Here is a 15,639-nt window from a genome sequence, read left to right as displayed (position 1 = left end):
AGGTACCGCGCGGCTGACCCATGCCCCTGCCCGGTGAGCGGCCGGACAGTCCTCCCCGGCGGGGAGCCGGTGGACTTTGTGCGGGTGCGTGGGGGCCGGCGTTCTGCGCAGTTCCCCGCGCCCCTTAATACGGGGTCAGGAGTGACCCAGGTCCTCCGACTCCGGGTCCATGGCGCCGGGCACGGAACCACCCTCCGGGTCCGGCCTCAGCGGAAACGCATCCACCGCCATCGAGTCGTGCACCGGCCCCGTCGGCTTCGGCGTCTTCGGCATGACCGCCGCCTCCGAGTGCCCCCCGCAGCCGTACGAGAGCGACACGACGTGGCCGTCCGCCGGACCGAATTCGTTCGCGCAGATGCCGAAGGCCTGGCCGAGCGAGCCGGAGACCGGGATGAGGAACGCGCAGGAGACACAGGTGGCGGGGGCCGCTTGCGCCATCGGGGTCTTCGGGCCGTACTCCTCGTCCCAGCGGTCGGCCGCCAGGTGGAGGCCGTAGCGGGACAGGACGCGGGCGCGGCGCATGCCGAGCTCTTCGGCCACGGAGGTGATCGAGCCGCGCACGGGGACCGGCGTCACCGGAGCGGTCAGTTCCGCATCCTCGGCGTCCACCACCTCGGCGAGGGCCTGGGACTCCATCTCCTCGGAGAGGAGGGAGTTCGGCGGCGGGGCGTCCTCGCCCGTCCAGCCGGGCTCCAGCCGGAGGTCCTCGGCCTCCGTCGGGAGGAGGTCGCCGGGGCCCATGTCGCCGGGGCGCAGCCGCTCGCTCCACGGCACCCATTCGGGGGGCTGGAGGGAGTCCGGGCCGGGCAGCAGCACCGTCTCGTCGAGGGTGACGACCTTCGCGCGGGACGCGCGGGCCACCGTGACGGCCCAGCGCCAGCCGCGGTAGCCGGGCTCCTTGGCCTCGAAGAGGTGGGTGACCACCCGGTCGCCCTCGGAGAACAGAGTGATGTGCTCGCCGACCACCCCGGGGTACGCAGCCTCCTCGGCAGCCTCGCGCGCGAGGTCGACCGCTTCGGCGCACAGACGGTCAGGGGTACGGCTTCTCGTCGTCGCAGCACTCACAGGTTTCGCTTCTCTCCTACGCCGTATCACGGGTGCGCCTGCCGAGGAGCGATGTAGATGGATGTACGAGCTGCGGGCGGAGCGGACCGAAGGGCCGCGTCGACGTCCGCGCCCGACCTACCTACCTGCCTCGGGCACACCTTCCGCCATCCATTCTGCGGGATCGCTGAGAGGCGCGCGGCCGAGGACAACCGCCGGTGGCGCGCTACGCACGCTACCCCCTCCGCCGCCCCCATCCCACCTGCACGTCCGAATCCTGGTTCGGGTCGGGCGGTGCCCGCGCGTCTTTGGGGCACTATGGCGGGGTGGCCAGCGCACGTTCGTCGTCACGCTCGTACGTCCCAACTGGGCCGCTGCGCAAGGCGGGCCGGGCGGTCGGTCGCGCCCTCCACCTGCCGTTCACCGGTACGGCGCGGGGCATCCGGCGCGCCACGCACGCCCACGGCGCGGGTGAGTCGGGGCTCGGAAAGCTCATCGAACTGCACGCCGTCAACGGCGCGGGCGACGTATTGATCACAATCGCACTCGCCTCGACGGTTTTCTTTTCCGTACCGACCGACGAGGCCCGGGGCCGCGTCGCGCTCTACCTCGCGATCACCATGGCGCCCTTCACTCTGCTGGCCCCGGTGATCGGCCCGCTTCTGGACCGGCTGCCGCACGGGCGGCGGGCCGCGATGGCGGGCGCGATGCTGGCGCGGGCGGTACTGGCCCTCGCCATGTCGGGGGCGGTGGCGACCGGCGGCATCGAGCTGTACCCGGCGGCGCTGGGCGTGCTGGTGGCCTCGAAGGCGTACGGAGTCGTACGGAGCGCGGTCGTGCCCAGACTGCTGCCACCCCGCTTCTCGCTGGTCAAGGCGAACTCGCGGGTGACCCTCGCAGGCTTGCTCGCGACGGGGGCCGCTGCGCCGATCGGGGCGGCGCTCCAGCGCGTCGGCCCTGCCTGGCCGCTGTACGGGGCCTTCCTCGTCTTCGTGGCCGGCACCTTCCTCGCCTTCTCCCTGCCCGGAAAGGTGGACTCCGCCAAGGGTGAAAGACGCGCCCATCTGGCCTCCGAACATCCGGGGGAGGAAGAGGCGCCGGAACGCCCCGGGCGGGGCCTTCGCGACGTCGGCCCGTCCGTCGTCCACGCCCTCCAGGCGAACGCGGCCCTGCGCGCACTCTCCGGCTTCCTGATCTTCTTCCTCGCCTTCCTGCTGCGCCAGCACCCGCTGGCCGGGCAGAGCGCGGCGGTCTCGCTCGGAATCGTCGGAGTCGCGGCGGGCCTGGGGAACGCGGTGGGAACGGCGGTCGGCGCCTGGCTGAAGTCACGCGCACCGGAACTGATCATCGCGACCGTGCTCGGTATCGCGCTGGGAGTGTCCGCGCTGACCGCCGTCTTCTTCAGCGGGGTGCTGGTGGCGGCACTGGGGGCGACGGCGGGACTGTGCCAGGCCCTGGGAAAGCTGTCCCTGGACGCACTGATCCAGCGCGACGTACCGGAGGCGGTACGCAACTCGGCGTTCGCCAGGTCCGAAACGCTGCTGCAGGTGGCCTGGGTCGCGGGCGGAGCGATCGGCATCGTGCTGCCCCTGGTGGCCTGGCTGGGGATGAGCGTGGCAGCGGCACTGGTGGCGGCCGGAGTACTCCTGTCGGTACGAGGCCTGCTGGGCGCCGGCCACGGAAAAAGCCGCCCCCGAGTCCGCTAACCATTCCAGGAGCGCCCCTTCAGGGGCGCCCCGTCAGGGGCGCGGGGCTGTATCAATATGCGGCTCCGCCGCGTGGGCGCCACCAGCCACAACGCACCCGCACGCGGAAAACCCCGCCCGGACGGGCAACCCCCGGGCCCCGGGCGCAGCCCGGCAGCTCACGCCACCAACACCCCGCAAACCCCCCGGCGCAGCCGAACAGCATCCGGGCGATAGCCTTCGCGCATGACCGTTGCGTTGTTCTCGGGCAAGGCCCGCCGTACCGCTGCCGCCCTCGGCGTTGTCTCCGCCGGGCTGCTCGTCCTCTCCGCCTGCGACAAGCCGACTCCGCGCGCCACCCTCACGGTCGGCTCGGAATCGGTGAACTCCGAGGCTGCCTGCTACGCCCACGGCGATGCGGGCATCAGCGAGAAGGAGACCCCGGGCTGCCTGAACAAGAAGCCCGCCAAGTCCATCAAGGTCTCCATGGAGGACAAGGTCCGCCTGGGCGTCGACCCCGAGGTCGCCGAGAACGGCTGGACGGTCTTCATCAACGGGCAGCCCGCCGAGCAGGAGCCGTTCAAGAAGACGTACCGGTCCATCCCCGGCAACGCGTTCTTCACCAGCGGCCAGCAGGGCGCTCCGCCCGCCAAGGAAGCGACGGTCAGCATCGTCGAGACCGGCGGAAAGAAGCTCATCGGCGTGTGGAGCTTCAAGCTGGAGAAGGATTCCTGACCCCCGTGATCCCCGTGAACGTCCTCGTCGTGACCGCGGTCCCCGCTGAGCGGGACGCGGTCACGCGTGCGTTCGGGGGCTGCGACACGGTCCGCTGCGACGTGATTTCCGGCGGAGTCGGCCCTGCCGCCGCCGCAGCATCCACCGCCCGCGCACTGGCCCTCGCCACCACGGGCCTCGCCACCACGGCCCCCGCCGGCGCCGCCCCCGCCTCCGCCCCGTACGACCTGGTGATCTCCGCCGGGATCGGCGGCGGGTTCGCGGACGTCGCGCCGGTCGGCTCCGTCGTCGTCGCGGATGCGATCGTCGCCGCCGATCTCGGCGCCGAGACCGCGCAGGGGTACGTATCCGTCACCGGGCTCGGCTTCGGGACCGTCGAGCACCTGCCGCCCGCCGCTCTCGTACGTACGGCGGCGCAGGCCACCGGAGCCGCCACGGGCACCGCCCTCACCGTCTCCACCGTCACCGGCACCGCCGCCCGCGCCGCCGAGCTGCGCGCGCGGCATCCGTACGCCGCCGTCGAGGCGATGGAGGGGTTCGGGGTCGCGGAGGCCGCCGCCCTGTTCGGACTGCCGGTGCTCGAAATCCGTGCCGTCTCCAACGCCGTCGGGCCGCGCGACCGCGACGCCTGGCGGATCGGGGACGCGCTCGCCGCGCTGAGCGACGCCTTCGGGAAGCTCAGGCCCGTACTGGAGGGTTGGACACCACATGACCACCACGGCTGATGCCTTGCAGACAGCTTTCTCGCCCTGCCCCAACGACACCTTCGTCTTCGACGCGTGGGCGCACGGGCGGGTGCCAGGGGCGCCGGAGCTCGACGTCACCTTCGCGGACATCGACATCACCAACGGCATGGCCGAGCGCGGCGAGTTCGACGTGCTCAAGGTGTCGTACGCCGTGCTGCCGTGGGTCCTCGACGACTACGCGCTGCTGCCGTGCGGCGGGGCGCTCGGCCGGGGCTGCGGCCCGCTCGTCCTCACCCGCGAGCCGGGCGTCGACCTGACGGGGAAGACCGTCGCCGTGCCGAGCGAGCGCTCGACGGCGTATCTGCTGTTCCGGCTGTGGGCGGCCGACGTCGTGCCGGGCAAGGTCGGCGAGGTCGTCGTCATGCCGTTCGACGAGATCATGCCCGCGGTGCGCGACGGGCTCGTGGACGCGGGACTCGTCATCCACGAGGCGCGCTTCACCTACCAGAACTACTCCCTGCACAAGCTCGCCGACATGGGCGAGCACTGGGAGGCCACCACCGGGCTGCCCATCCCGCTCGGCGCGATCATCGCGAAGCGTTCGCTGGGCGAGGCGCGGCTGCGGGAGCTGGCCGAGGCGGCGCGGACGTCCGTGCGGATGGCGTGGGACGATCCCGCCGCCTCACGTCCGTACGTACTGGCGCACGCGCAGGAGATGGACCCGGCGGTCGCCGACCAGCACATCGGCCTCTACGTGAACGAGTTCACGGCGGAGCTCGGCGAGGACGGGTACGCGGCGGTGCGCGGACTTCTGGAACGTGCGGCGGCCGAGGGGCTCGTTCCGCCCCTCGGCCGCGATGCGCTGAATTTCCCGTAGTACGTACGGGCTGCGTACGTACGGGCTACGTACTACGAGCTACACGTCGAGCTGGTCCGCCACCGCCCGCAGCAGGCCGGCGATCTTCGCGCCCGCCGCCTTGTCGGGGTAGCGGCCCCGCTCCAGGCTCGGGGTGATGTTCTCCAGGAGCGTCGTCAGGTCCTGCACGATCGACGCGAGTTCGTCGGGCTTGCGGCGCTGGGCCGCGGCGACCGAAGGGGTCGGGTCGAGGACCGTCACCGAAAGGGCCTGGTCACCGCGCTGACCGGCGACGACGCCGAATTCCACGCGCTGGCCGGGCTTGAGGCCCTCGACACCTGCCGGGAGCACCGAGGAGTGGACGAAGACGTCGCCGCCGTCGTCGCGGGAGAGGAAGCCGAAGCCCTTCTCGCTGTTGAACCACTTGACCTTGCCGGTAGGCACCGTCTGTCCTCGTCCTCGTACTCGTCGGGTCCGGAGAGCCGCGAAAACGGCTCCGGATAGCACTGCGGCAGGTCACCGTCGACCTGCCACTCACCAGGCTAATGCTCTGTGCGCTGCTGACAAGGGTCGCTGAATGCTTCCCCCGAGGCTGAACCTCAGGGCTGGGAACTACCCTTGCCGGGTGAGCAATGAAACCCCCACGACAGAGTCCGGAGCCGGCGATCGGCTGGTTCGCATCGGTGCGATCACCTTCTTCGCCGGCGCGATCGCCACGCTGGTCACAGTCGCCCCACTGTTCCTGAAGACGGAGCCGTTCCCGTCGGTGGCGTACGCCGTCTGCATGCTGATGGGCGTCGGTTTCGTGATCGCGGCGGCAGGGGTGCTCCAGTCGATCGCGGTGCAGAGGCATCAGGCCAAGGCGGTCTCGGCCTCTCCCGCAGGCGCCACGCCCGCGGCTTCCGCCGCTTCCGCCGCGCAGTAGTCCGCGAGCCAGGCGGGGAAGGCGGTCAGGTCCGCCAGGACCACGTCCGCGCCCGCTTCCTTCAGCGCCTGGGCGCCGTACGGTCCCGTCGTCACGGCGACCGAGAGCGCGTCCGCCGCGCGTGCGCCCCGTACATCGCCGAGGTGGTCCCCCACGTAGACGGCCGCCCCGTGCTCGCGCAGCGCGAGGGCCTTGCCCTCCGCCCACACGTTGCCGACGACGGCGTCCACCTCGATGCCCAGGTGCGCGAGGTGCAGCTTGGCGTTGGGCTCCCACTTGCCGGTGACGACGACGACCGGGCCGCCCGCCGCCCGCACCGCTTCGACAGCCTCGCGGGCGCCCGGAAGCGCGGTGCTGGGTGCGATCGCGTACGAGGGGTAGAGCGCGCGGTAGCGGTTCGCGGCCTCCTCGATCCGCTCGGCGGGGAACCAGTTGGCGATCTCGTCCTCAAGGGGAGGGCCGAGCCGGGTGACAACCAGGTCGGCGTCGATCTCCACCCCGGTTTCGGCGGAAAGCTGCTGGTAGGCGGCCCGGATGCCGGGGCGGGAGTCGACCAGGGTCATGTCGAGGTCGAAGCCGACGGCGGGCCCGGGAAGAGGCGGTCCAGTAGTGGTCATGAGTGCCATTGTGCCGGGAGGCCCGCTCACCCCCGCCCGTACACTTAGGTCCGCCTAACCTGCCTGCCCAGCCTCCGGAATGGGACCGATGCCGACCGCCGCCCCACCCCTGTCCAGGTCCGCCCCACCGCCCGGGATCCGCAGCGCGACCGTCTCCCGCCGGGTCGGCCTGACCGTGCTCGCGGTGGCGGCACTGCTGGTGGCCGTACTGCTGAGCCTTGCGCTGGGTGCGCGCAGCGTCGCCCCGGCGACGGTGTTCGACGCGCTGCTGCACGGCGGGAACTCCTCCGACGCCGAGGTCGTCCGGCAGATGCGGGTGCCCCGCACCGTCATCGGGCTGATGGTCGGCGCGGCCCTCGCGATCGCCGGAACCGCCCTCCAGGGCATCACCCGCAACCCGATCGCGGACCCCGGAATCCTCGGCATCAGCCAGGGCGCCTCGGTGGGCGTGGTCCTCGCGATCGCGTTCGCGGGCGTGCACACGCTCAGCGGGTACGTGTGGTTCGCGTTCGCGGGAGCGGCGCTCGCGTCGGTCGCGGTGTACGCGATCGCCTCGGGCGGACGTGGCGGCGCGACCCCCGTGAAGCTTGCGCTGGGCGGCGCGGCGATCAACGCGCTGCTGGTGTCGGTGACGATGGCGGTGCTGACGACGAAGGCCGCCGCGATGGACGAGTTCCGGTTCTGGCAGGTGGGTTCGGTGGCCGGACGGGACGCGGAGATCATTGGCCAGATCTGGCCGTTCCTGGTGGTCGGCGTGGTGCTCGTACTGGCCGTGGCGCGTGGGCTCGACGCGCTCGCGCTGGGCGAGGACGTGGCGAAGGGGCTCGGGCAGAACGTCGCGCTGGTGCGGATCGTGGGCGGCCTCGGCGCGACGGTCCTGACCGGTGTCGCGGTGTCCGCCGCCGGGCCGATCGCGTTCATCGGTCTCGCCGTGCCGCACATCGCGCGGGCGGTCGTCGGCAGCGACCACCGGTGGGTGCTGCCGATGGCGGCGCTGATCGGGCCGGTCATGCTCCTGGTGTCGGACGTGATCGGGCGGCTGGTCTTCCCGCCGAGCGAAGTGCCGGCGGGCGTGATGACGGCGCTGATCGGGGTGCCGTTCCTGGTGGCACTCGTACGCAGGAAGGCGGTGCCGGCATGAGCACGACGGCCACCACCCCCGCCCCCGCGACCGCTGCCGTGCGGGTCCGTCCCGCCGGGTACACGCTCGTACGGGCCGGGAGCGCGTCGTTCCTGCTGCACCGCCGGGCGGCCCTCGTCGCGGGCGCTCTCGCGGCGGCGCTCGCCGCGGTGTGCGTCGCGTACCTGTGCGTCGGGGAACGCTTCGTGGCGCCGGGCGAAGTGCTGCGGGTGCTCTTCGGGCAGGAGTCGCACAGCGAACTCGTCGTGGGGACGCTGCGGCTGCCCCGGATGACCGTCGGACTGCAGGTCGGGCTGGCCTTCGGGGTCGCGGGGGCGCTCATCCAGACCGTGGCCCGCAACCCGCTGGCCAGCCCCGACATCATCGGCATCAGCCAGGGCGCGAGTGCGCTCACCGTCGGCGCGATGATCTTCGGCGTCACGTCGTACGACGTACTGCCGTACCTGTCCGTCGTCGGCGGGGTGCTGGCCGCGGCGCTGGTGTACGTCTTCGCGTGGCGCGGCGGGCTGCACGCGACGCGGTTCGTGCTGATCGGCATCGGCTTCGCGATCGCGCTGCGGTCGGTGACCCAGCTCTTCATGACGAAGGGCGACTACCTCGTCGCACAGCAGGCGCAGATCTGGATGACCGGGTCGCTCAACGGGCGCGGCTGGGAAGAGGCGGCCACCCTCGGGTGGGTGCTCCTTGTGCTGCTGCCCGGCATCGCGTGGGCGGCGCGGGCGCAGCGCACGGCCGGAATGGACGACGACACGGCCGTGGCGCTCGGCGTGCGGCTCGGGCGGGTGCGGCTGGGCCTCGTCGCGCTCGGTGTCGTCCTGGCGTCGGTGGCGACCGGGGCGGCAGGGCCCGTCGACTTCGTGGCGCTGCTCGCGCCGCAGATCGCGCGCAGGCTGACGCGGACCGCGCAGATTCCGCTGGTGTGCTCGGCGCTGCTCGGTGCGGTCATCGTCGTACTGGGGGACCTGCTCGCCCGCAGGCTCTTCTCGCCCACCGAACTGCCGGTGGGCGTGCTCACGGCGGCGGTGGGCGCCCCGTATCTGATCTGGCTCATCGTGCGTGGACACAGTGGGCGTACAGGAGGCAAGGCATGAGTTCCGACGCGTCACGGCTGCGGGCGGCCTCGCTGACCCTCGGCTACGAGGACCGCACCGTCGTCCACGAACTGGACCTGGCGGTGCCCGACGGACGGGTCACCGTCATCGTCGGCCCGAACGCGTGCGGGAAGTCGACCACGCTGCGGGCGCTCGGACGGCTGCTGAAGCCCAAGGGCGGGGCGGTGCTCCTCGACGGCGCCGAGCTGGCGAGGATCCCCACCAAGAAGATCGCCCAGTCGATCGGGCTGCTGCCGCAGACGCCCGTCGCACCCGAGGCCATCACCGTCGCCGACCTCGTGTCACGCGGCCGTCAGCCGCATCAGGCCTGGTGGAAGCAGTGGTCCGCAGAGGATGAGCGGGCCGTCACGGACGCCATGGAGCGTACGGACGTGGCAGCGCTGGCGGAGCGGTCCGTGGACGAGCTGTCGGGCGGCCAGCGCCAGCGCGTGTGGATCGCGATGGCCCTCGCCCAGGAGACCGATCTGCTGCTGCTCGACGAGCCGACGACGTACCTCGACATCTCCCACCAGGTGGAGGTCCTCGACCTGGTCAGGCAGCTCAACCGGGAGCGCGGGCGGACCGTCGTGGTGGTGCTGCACGACCTCAACCAGGCCGCCAGATACGCGGACCACCTCGTGGCGATGAAGGCGGGCGAGATCGTCGCCGAGGGTGCGCCGGCCGACGTGGTCACCGAGGATCTCGTACGAGAAGTGTTCGGCCTGGAGGCGGTCGTGGTGCCGGACCCGGTGACGGGGTCGCCGCTGGTGGTGCCGGGGGCGCCGTGGACACCGCCCGAGAACGGGGATTCCGTGACGGCCGACGCCGCCGACGCGGACGATTCTGTTCCGTCCGCCCTTCCGTAGCCCGCTCTCCGATAGCCCGATCCCCGAAAGCCCGCTCTCCGAAAGTCCGATCCCCGAAAGGCAGCCACCTCATGAGCAACGCACCGCGCCTCCTTCGCCGCACGGCCGCCGTCTCCCTCGCCGCCGTGGGCGCGCTCGCGCTCTCCGCGTGCGGCGGCTCCGGCCAGGGCTCGGGCACGGACTCCGGCGAGCAGAAGAAGCGCACCGTGAAGACCGCCATGGGCGACGTCCAAGTGCCCGAGGCGCCCAGGCGCGTCGTCGTCCTCGACACCGCCGAACTGGACTCCGCGATCACCCTCGGCGTGAAGCCGGTCGGCTCCACGCACGCCGACGTCGAGTCCGGCTTCCTGAACTACCTGCCCAAGGACAAGGTCGCGGGCATCAAGGACGTCGGCGAGATGATGACCCCCAGCCTGGAGGCCGTCGCCGAGCTGAAGCCCGACCTGATCCTCACCAGCAAGGTCCGCCACGGGGACAAGTACGACGAGCTGAAGGCCATCGCCCCGACCGTGATGACCGAGGGCACAGGCTTCCCCTGGAAGGAGAACTTCCAGCTGCACGCCAAGGCCCTCGGCAAGGAGGCCGAGGCGAAGAAGACCGTCGAGGAGTACACCGCGCACGCCGCGAAGGTGACCGCGGCGATCGGCGGCAAGGCCAAGGCGGCGCGGACCAAGGTCAATGTGGTGCGCTTCGTCGAAGGCGCCGACATCCGCATCTACGGCAGGAAGAACTACATCGCGACCGTCCTCGCCGATGTCGGCCTCGGCCGCCCCGCCGTCGTGGACAAGGCCAAGGACGGCTTCTCGTACGACGTGAGCCCCGAGAAGATCGACCTCGCGGGCGAGGACGCGGCCGTCATCCTCCACTCCACGTACGGCGACCCGGCGAAGGCCAAGCAGACCCGGACGCTGAACTCGGCGCTCTGGAAGAACATCCCCGCGGTCAAGGCGGGCAAGGTCTTCGGCGTCGACGACCAGTTGTGGATCCAGGGCATCGGCTACACGGCCGCGGGCAGGATCCTGGACGAGCTGCGGGCGGACCTGACGAAGTAGTAGCCGGCTCACGCGCTCGCCGTTCGCGTTCGCCGTTCGCCGCAGTCCGTGCGTTACCGGCCGAGCCTGCGGGCCCGCCACACCAGATAGAGCGCCGTGGCGACCGCCGCCGTCCGCAGCAGTACGGGCCAGAGCCCCGCGATCGCGTCGCTCAGCGCGCCCTCGGCCTGCGTCGACAGCGGTGCGCCCCAGCGTCCGTCCGTACGCCCCCACAGCCAGACCACACCACCGGCCGCGACAACACCGGGCAGCCCGAGTACGGCCCACTTCGCCTCGGCGCGGCTGATCTTCCGCGAGAAGTACGCGAGGAACCAGCCGCCCGCGAGGACCAGCACGTTGCCGAGCACGGCGCCGGTGACGAGGAGCAGGGCGGCGAGGAGCAGGAACGGGCTGCCGCGCGGCACGAGGGCCGCGCGGACGGGCGCCGGTGCCTCCTCGGCGTCCTCCTCCGCGTCCTGCTCCGCCTCCGCGCGGGTGCGCCGGCGGAGGCGGCGCGGCAGCCACCGCCCCAGGCCCGCAGCGTCCTCCTCGCCGTCGCCGTCGTCCTCGTCCGCCTCGTCCTCGTCGTCCTCCGGCGGGGGCTTGAGTATCTCGGGGATCTCGACGCCGCCGGTGAAGCCGGGCACGGAGGTGCCGAGGCCGCCGAAGGGTCCCGGCTCGGTGCGCCACCACTCGATGTCGTCGCCGCCGGGCCCGAGTTCGTCACTGTCGGCGAGGTGCGGGGAAGACGGCCCGGACTGCATCCACGACGGCGCCCCCGACTCCTTCCCCGCCTCCGTGCCCGACTGGTTCCCCTCCTCCGTGCCCGGCTGCTTCCCCGGCTGCTTCTCGAAGCCGACGGGGGTTCCGGACGCCTTCTCGCCCCGGCCCGGCTCCTGGGCCGCACGCCTCTGCCGCGGCACCTTCCGTGACGTACGCGAGGCCAGGACGGCCTCCACGCCTCCGCCGCCCGCCGCCTCGACGATCTCGTCCGGCGTGCCGAGCCTGCCGAGGATGCGCTGTACGGCGGCGACGCTGTCCGGGCCGCCGATCGCCTTCGCCCGCTGCCGGTCGATCTCGCCGCGCAGCGTGGACACCAGGCGCATGCGGTCGCCGGAGTTCAGCTGGTGCTGCTGGGCCAGGTCGCCGACCCGGCTCAGATAGTCGAAGACCAGCTGGTCGCTCTCGATGCCCACGACGTCCGTCCGTCCCCTGCGTCTGCTGTGCTGTGCGTGCTGTGCCCTGCTGAACCGTGCCATTGCTGCGCGTGCTGCGCCGCGGCGTCCTGGCTTCTCGCACCTCGCAAGTACGCGTCGGCCACGGGCAGTTGCCGACCCGCCCCGGACCGACGTTAGCGCCTGCCGCCGGGTGGGGGCCCGCACAGGGGCTAACGTGGGGCGGATGGGGACCAGCGAGCGCGACCTGGAGGCGCACGTGCCCGAAGGAAACACCACCGGTGACACGACTGCCGGAACGTCGGCCGAGTCGGCCGGAACGACAGCCGACACGTCCGCAGGCATGCCCGGCGACAGCACGCCCGCCGGCACACCGTCCAACCGCCCGGCACACGACCGCACCGCAGCAGCCCAGTCCGCAGCAGGCAGCACCGCAGCAGGCCGGCCCGCATCCGGCAGCACCGCATCTGACCGACCCGCATCCGGCAGCACCGCATCTGACCGGCCCGCATCCCGCAGCGCTTCATCCGGCCGCACCGCGCCTCCGCGCACCCTCGCCGAGGATCTGCGCACCCGGGACGACGCGGCTCTGACCGCGCTGCTGCGGGCCCGGCCCGACCTGCTCTCGCCCGTTCCCGGGGACGTGGGCCTGCTCGCCACCCGGGCCGGAACCAGGGCCTCCGTCGTCCGGGCCCTGGAGCGGCTCGACAAGTTCGCGCTGCAGACCGCCGAGGCACTCGCGGTGGCGCCCGACCCGGCGACGTACGACATGCTGCGCGCTCTGATGACCGGCGACGAGGGCGCCCCGCAGACCGAGGCGGCGCTGCCGCACGCCGTCCGGGTGCTGCGCGAACAGGCCCTGGTCTGGGGTGCGGACGACCGGCTCCGGCTCGTACGCACCGCACGCGAGCTGCTCGCGCCGTCCCCCACGCACCCCTCCCCCACGGGTCTCGGCCCGACCGTCGCGGAGGCGACCACCGGGATGTCGCCGACCCGGCTGCAGGGCATCCTGGTGGCGGCCGGACTGCCGGGCACCCACGACCCGGTGTCGGCGGTACACGGCCTGACCTCGCTCTTCACCGACCGGGCCCGGATGGACGCACTGCTCGACACGGCCCCGTCCGAGGCGCTGACGGTGCTCGACCGGCTGGTCTGGGGCCCGCCGTACGGCGAGGTCAGTTCGGACCCGACGCCGCCGGTGCGCTGGCTGCGCGACCACGGGCTGCTGCTGCCGACCAGCGCACGTACGGTCGTACTGCCCAGGGAAGCCGCCCTGCACCTGCGCGCGGGCCGCGCCCACCACACCACGGAACCTCTCCCTCCGCAGCTGGTCACCGCCTCGTCGCACGCGCGGAAGATGGTCGACCTGACGGCGGCGGGCCAGGCGTTCACCGCGCTGACGACGGTCGAGGACCTGCTCAAGGACTGGGACAGGGGCGGCCCCGCCGTGCTGCGTTCCGGCGGCCTGAGCGTCCGCGACCTCAAGCGCACGGCGGCGGCGATGGACCTCCCGGAGCCGACCGCCGCCTTCTGGATCGAACTCGCCTACGCGGCGGGGCTGCTGGCCTCCGACGGCGAGACCGACGAACGGTACGCACCCACGCCCGCGTACGACGAATGGCTGGGCCTCCCGCCCCAGGACCGCTGGACCCGCCTCGCCGCCACCTGGCTGCGCGGCACCCGTACGGCGGGCCTGATCGGCGGCCAGGACGCCAAGGGCCGCACCCTGTCCGCACTCGGCCCCGACCTGGACCGCTCCTCGGCCCCCGAGGTGCGCCGCCGGGTCCTGGCCCTGCTGGCCGCCCTCCCCGAAGGCACCTCCCCCACTCCGGAATCCGTCCTGGACCGCCTCCGCTGGGAACGCCCCCAGCGCGGCGCCACCGGCGAACTCCGCACCCGCGTGGCGCTGTGGACCCTCACCGAGGCGGAACAGCTGGGCGTGACGGGACGCGGCGCGCTGTCGGCCCACGGCCGGGCCCTGGCCGGCCTGGACGGCACTCCCGCGGCCACCGCCCCGACAGGCACGGCGCACACCACCGCCCCAACAGGCGCCGCACGCACCGCCACCCCAACAGCCGCCGCCCACACCACCGTCCCGGTCACCGAAGGCGGCGTCTCCCCCACCGAGGCCGAGTCCGCCGCCTCCGCGCTCCGCGCCTCCACCCTCCTCGCGCCCCTCATCCCCGAGCCCCTCGACCACGTGCTGCTCCAGGCCGACCTGACCGCCGTCGCCCCCGGACCTCTGCAGCGCCCGCTCGCCGAGACCCTCTCCGTGATCGCGGACGTGGAGAGCAGGGGCGGGGCGACCGTGTACCGGTTCACACCGGGTTCGGTGCGCCGTGCGCTCGACTCCGGCCAGGCCGCCTCCGACCTGCACGCCTTCCTTGCCGCGCACAGCCGCACCGCGATCCCGCAGCCCCTCAGCTACCTCATCGACGACGTGGCCCGCCGGCACGGGCACCTGCGCGTGGGCGCCGCCTCCGCCTACGTACGCTGCGACGACGACGCGGTACTGGGCGAGATCCTCGCCGACAAGCGTTCGGCGGGCCTGGGCCTGCGCCGCCTCGCCCCCACGGTCCTGGCCGCCCGCACCGACCCGGCCACGCTCCTGGACGGACTGCGCGCGATGGGCTTCGCGCCGGCCGCCGAGTCGGCCGCCGGGGACGTACTGATCACGCGTACGGACACCCACCGCACACCGCCGCGGACCGCTCCGGCACCGGTGCCGGAAGGCCCGCACGTACCGGACGAAACCCTGCTCGGCGCGGCGCTGCACGCGATCCGCGCGGGCGACATGGCCGCGAACGCGGTACGCAAACCCGCCGCGGCCGGCTCCCCCGAAGAATCCGCCACCACCAGCGCCACCGGCGCCCAGCTCCCCCGCACCTCCTCCGCCGAGACCCTCGCCACCGTCCAGGCCGCCGCCATGACCGGCTCCACGCTCTGGATCGGCTACGTCAACGCGGACGGCGCGGCCAGCCAGCGCGTCATCGCCCCGGTCCGCGTCGAGGGCGGCTTCGTCACCGCCTACGACCACACGGCAGACCAGGTGAAGACGTACCCCCTGCACCGCATCACGGGGGTGGCGGAGCTGGCGGACGATCCGGCGTAGCCACCGCCCGGTACCGCCGCCGGTGCACCACACGCCCCAGCCGCCGCCCCAGCACCACGTACCCGATCAACGCGCCCGCCGTATTCATGATCACGTCGTCGACGTCGAAGGCCCGCCCCCTGACGATCGCCCCCTGCGCCAGCTCGACCAGCACGATCACCGCGACCGTCATCAGCAGCATCCGCACGAACCGCCACCGCCGCGCCCCCAGGACCGGCAGCAGCACCCCGAACGGCACGCCGAGGAGCACATTCCCGCCGACCTGCTTGGCCGCGCCGAGAAAGGTGTAGTCCTGCACGTACTGCCGCAGGGACGCCCCGGGCCGCAGATTGCTGTGCACGAGCCCCTCGGAGGCGGGCGACGGTTCGAGCGTCAGCTTCGCCAGTACGACGGAGAAGGCGACCAGCACCAGAAACGCCAGCACGATCAGGCCCGTCCGTAAGAGCACCCAGGACCACGACGTACGCGGTCCCGCTTCGCCACCGGTCGTACGCTCCACAGTCATGGCGCCCGTCTACCCCGCAACCGGCGCCCGCACCCCGCTGTGACCCCGCTCCCACCCGCCGCGCTTGCGCACGTACGGCGCACTGGCACCCTCGAACGGCTTGAAAACGCCTTTGACGAACTGGCCATGAAATACCCGGTGTCTCCACCCCAAGACCTCTTGGAGCGTGT

15 protein-coding genes are annotated in these 15,639 nt (G+C 72.6%); 10 read left to right on the top strand and 5 right to left on the bottom strand.

Annotated features, from left to right (window positions below; genetic code table 11):
- Positions 1-135: 135 nt before the first annotated feature.
- A complete protein-coding gene (locus tag AB0D18_RS30300; RefSeq protein ID WP_362425522.1) occupies positions 136-1,065 on the bottom strand; it encodes a DUF3027 domain-containing protein in 930 nt (309 codons plus the stop codon).
- 305 nt (positions 1,066-1,370) lie between these two features.
- Here AB0D18_RS30300 and AB0D18_RS30295 point away from each other — a divergent pair, with 305 nt between their 5' ends.
- From AB0D18_RS30295 to AB0D18_RS30280, 4 genes are all read left to right on the top strand, one after another.
- Complete coding sequence (locus AB0D18_RS30295; RefSeq protein WP_362425519.1) at positions 1,371-2,750, top strand: MFS transporter; 1,380 nt, start codon at positions 1,371-1,373, stop codon at positions 2,748-2,750.
- A 225-nt stretch (positions 2,751-2,975) separates the two neighbouring features.
- Positions 2,976-3,464: a DUF2771 domain-containing protein gene (locus AB0D18_RS30290; RefSeq protein ID WP_362425516.1), complete on the top strand. Its 489-nt coding sequence runs from the start codon at positions 2,976-2,978 to the stop codon at positions 3,462-3,464.
- A gap of 14 nt (positions 3,465-3,478) precedes the next feature.
- Positions 3,479-4,189: a futalosine hydrolase gene (locus AB0D18_RS30285; RefSeq protein WP_362425860.1), complete on the top strand. Its 711-nt coding sequence runs from the start codon at positions 3,479-3,481 to the stop codon at positions 4,187-4,189.
- Positions 4,173-5,027 (top strand): 1,4-dihydroxy-6-naphthoate synthase, encoded by an 855-nt coding sequence (locus AB0D18_RS30280; RefSeq protein WP_362425514.1) that lies wholly within the window; start codon positions 4,173-4,175, stop codon positions 5,025-5,027. The genes AB0D18_RS30285 and AB0D18_RS30280 overlap by 17 nt, the downstream gene beginning before the upstream one ends.
- 39 nt (positions 5,028-5,066) lie before the next feature.
- Here the strand turns inward: AB0D18_RS30280 and AB0D18_RS30275 are convergent, their stop codons facing one another.
- Entirely contained in the window at positions 5,067-5,450 is a 384-nt protein-coding gene (locus AB0D18_RS30275) for a cold-shock protein (RefSeq protein ID WP_362425511.1), read from the bottom strand.
- A 133-nt stretch (positions 5,451-5,583) separates the two neighbouring features.
- Between AB0D18_RS30275 and AB0D18_RS30270 the strand changes: the two genes are divergently transcribed.
- Entirely contained in the window at positions 5,584-5,931 is a 348-nt protein-coding gene (locus tag AB0D18_RS30270) for a hypothetical protein (protein ID WP_362425508.1), read from the top strand.
- Here the strand turns inward: AB0D18_RS30270 and AB0D18_RS30265 are convergent.
- A complete protein-coding gene (locus AB0D18_RS30265; protein WP_362425505.1) occupies positions 5,859-6,557 on the bottom strand; it encodes an HAD family hydrolase in 699 nt (232 codons plus the stop codon). The genes AB0D18_RS30270 and AB0D18_RS30265 overlap by 73 nt on opposite strands.
- 70 nt (positions 6,558-6,627) lie before the next feature.
- On the opposite strand from AB0D18_RS30265, the gene AB0D18_RS30260 reads away from it, so the two are divergent.
- The 4 genes from AB0D18_RS30260 (at position 6,628) to AB0D18_RS30245 (ending at position 10,698) form a co-directional block, all read left to right on the top strand.
- Positions 6,628-7,689, top strand: coding sequence for an iron ABC transporter permease (locus AB0D18_RS30260; RefSeq protein WP_362425502.1), 1,062 nt, complete (start codon positions 6,628-6,630; stop codon positions 7,687-7,689).
- Positions 7,686-8,780 (top strand): iron ABC transporter permease, encoded by a 1,095-nt coding sequence (locus AB0D18_RS30255; protein WP_362425499.1) that lies wholly within the window; start codon positions 7,686-7,688, stop codon positions 8,778-8,780. Before AB0D18_RS30260 ends, AB0D18_RS30255 begins: the two co-directional genes overlap by 4 nt.
- Positions 8,777-9,646 (top strand): ABC transporter ATP-binding protein, encoded by an 870-nt coding sequence (locus tag AB0D18_RS30250; protein ID WP_362425496.1) that lies wholly within the window; start codon positions 8,777-8,779, stop codon positions 9,644-9,646. Before AB0D18_RS30255 ends, AB0D18_RS30250 begins: the two co-directional genes overlap by 4 nt.
- A gap of 71 nt (positions 9,647-9,717) precedes the next feature.
- Positions 9,718-10,698: an iron-siderophore ABC transporter substrate-binding protein gene (locus tag AB0D18_RS30245; RefSeq protein ID WP_362425493.1), complete on the top strand. Its 981-nt coding sequence runs from the start codon at positions 9,718-9,720 to the stop codon at positions 10,696-10,698.
- Between the two features lie 53 nt (positions 10,699-10,751).
- Here AB0D18_RS30245 and AB0D18_RS30240 read toward each other — a convergent pair whose 3' ends face one another.
- Positions 10,752-11,873, bottom strand: coding sequence for a hypothetical protein (locus AB0D18_RS30240; protein WP_362425490.1), 1,122 nt, complete (start codon positions 11,871-11,873; stop codon positions 10,752-10,754).
- 205 nt (positions 11,874-12,078) lie between these two features.
- Here AB0D18_RS30240 and AB0D18_RS30235 point away from each other — a divergent pair, with 205 nt between their 5' ends.
- Positions 12,079-14,964, top strand: coding sequence for a helicase-associated domain-containing protein (locus tag AB0D18_RS30235; RefSeq protein WP_362425487.1), 2,886 nt, complete (start codon positions 12,079-12,081; stop codon positions 14,962-14,964).
- Here AB0D18_RS30235 and AB0D18_RS30230 read toward each other — a convergent pair.
- Entirely contained in the window at positions 14,927-15,469 is a 543-nt protein-coding gene (locus AB0D18_RS30230) for a VanZ family protein (RefSeq protein WP_362425484.1), read from the bottom strand. The genes AB0D18_RS30235 and AB0D18_RS30230 overlap by 38 nt on opposite strands.
- Between the last annotated feature and the right edge of the window lie 170 nt (positions 15,470-15,639).

This window comes from Streptomyces sp. NPDC048442 (assembly GCF_040651475.1).
Classification (GTDB): Bacteria; Actinomycetota; Actinomycetes; order Streptomycetales; family Streptomycetaceae; genus Streptomyces.
The sequence above is the reverse complement of the archived record's forward strand: the minus strand, read 5'-3'. Positions and strand labels throughout refer to the sequence as shown.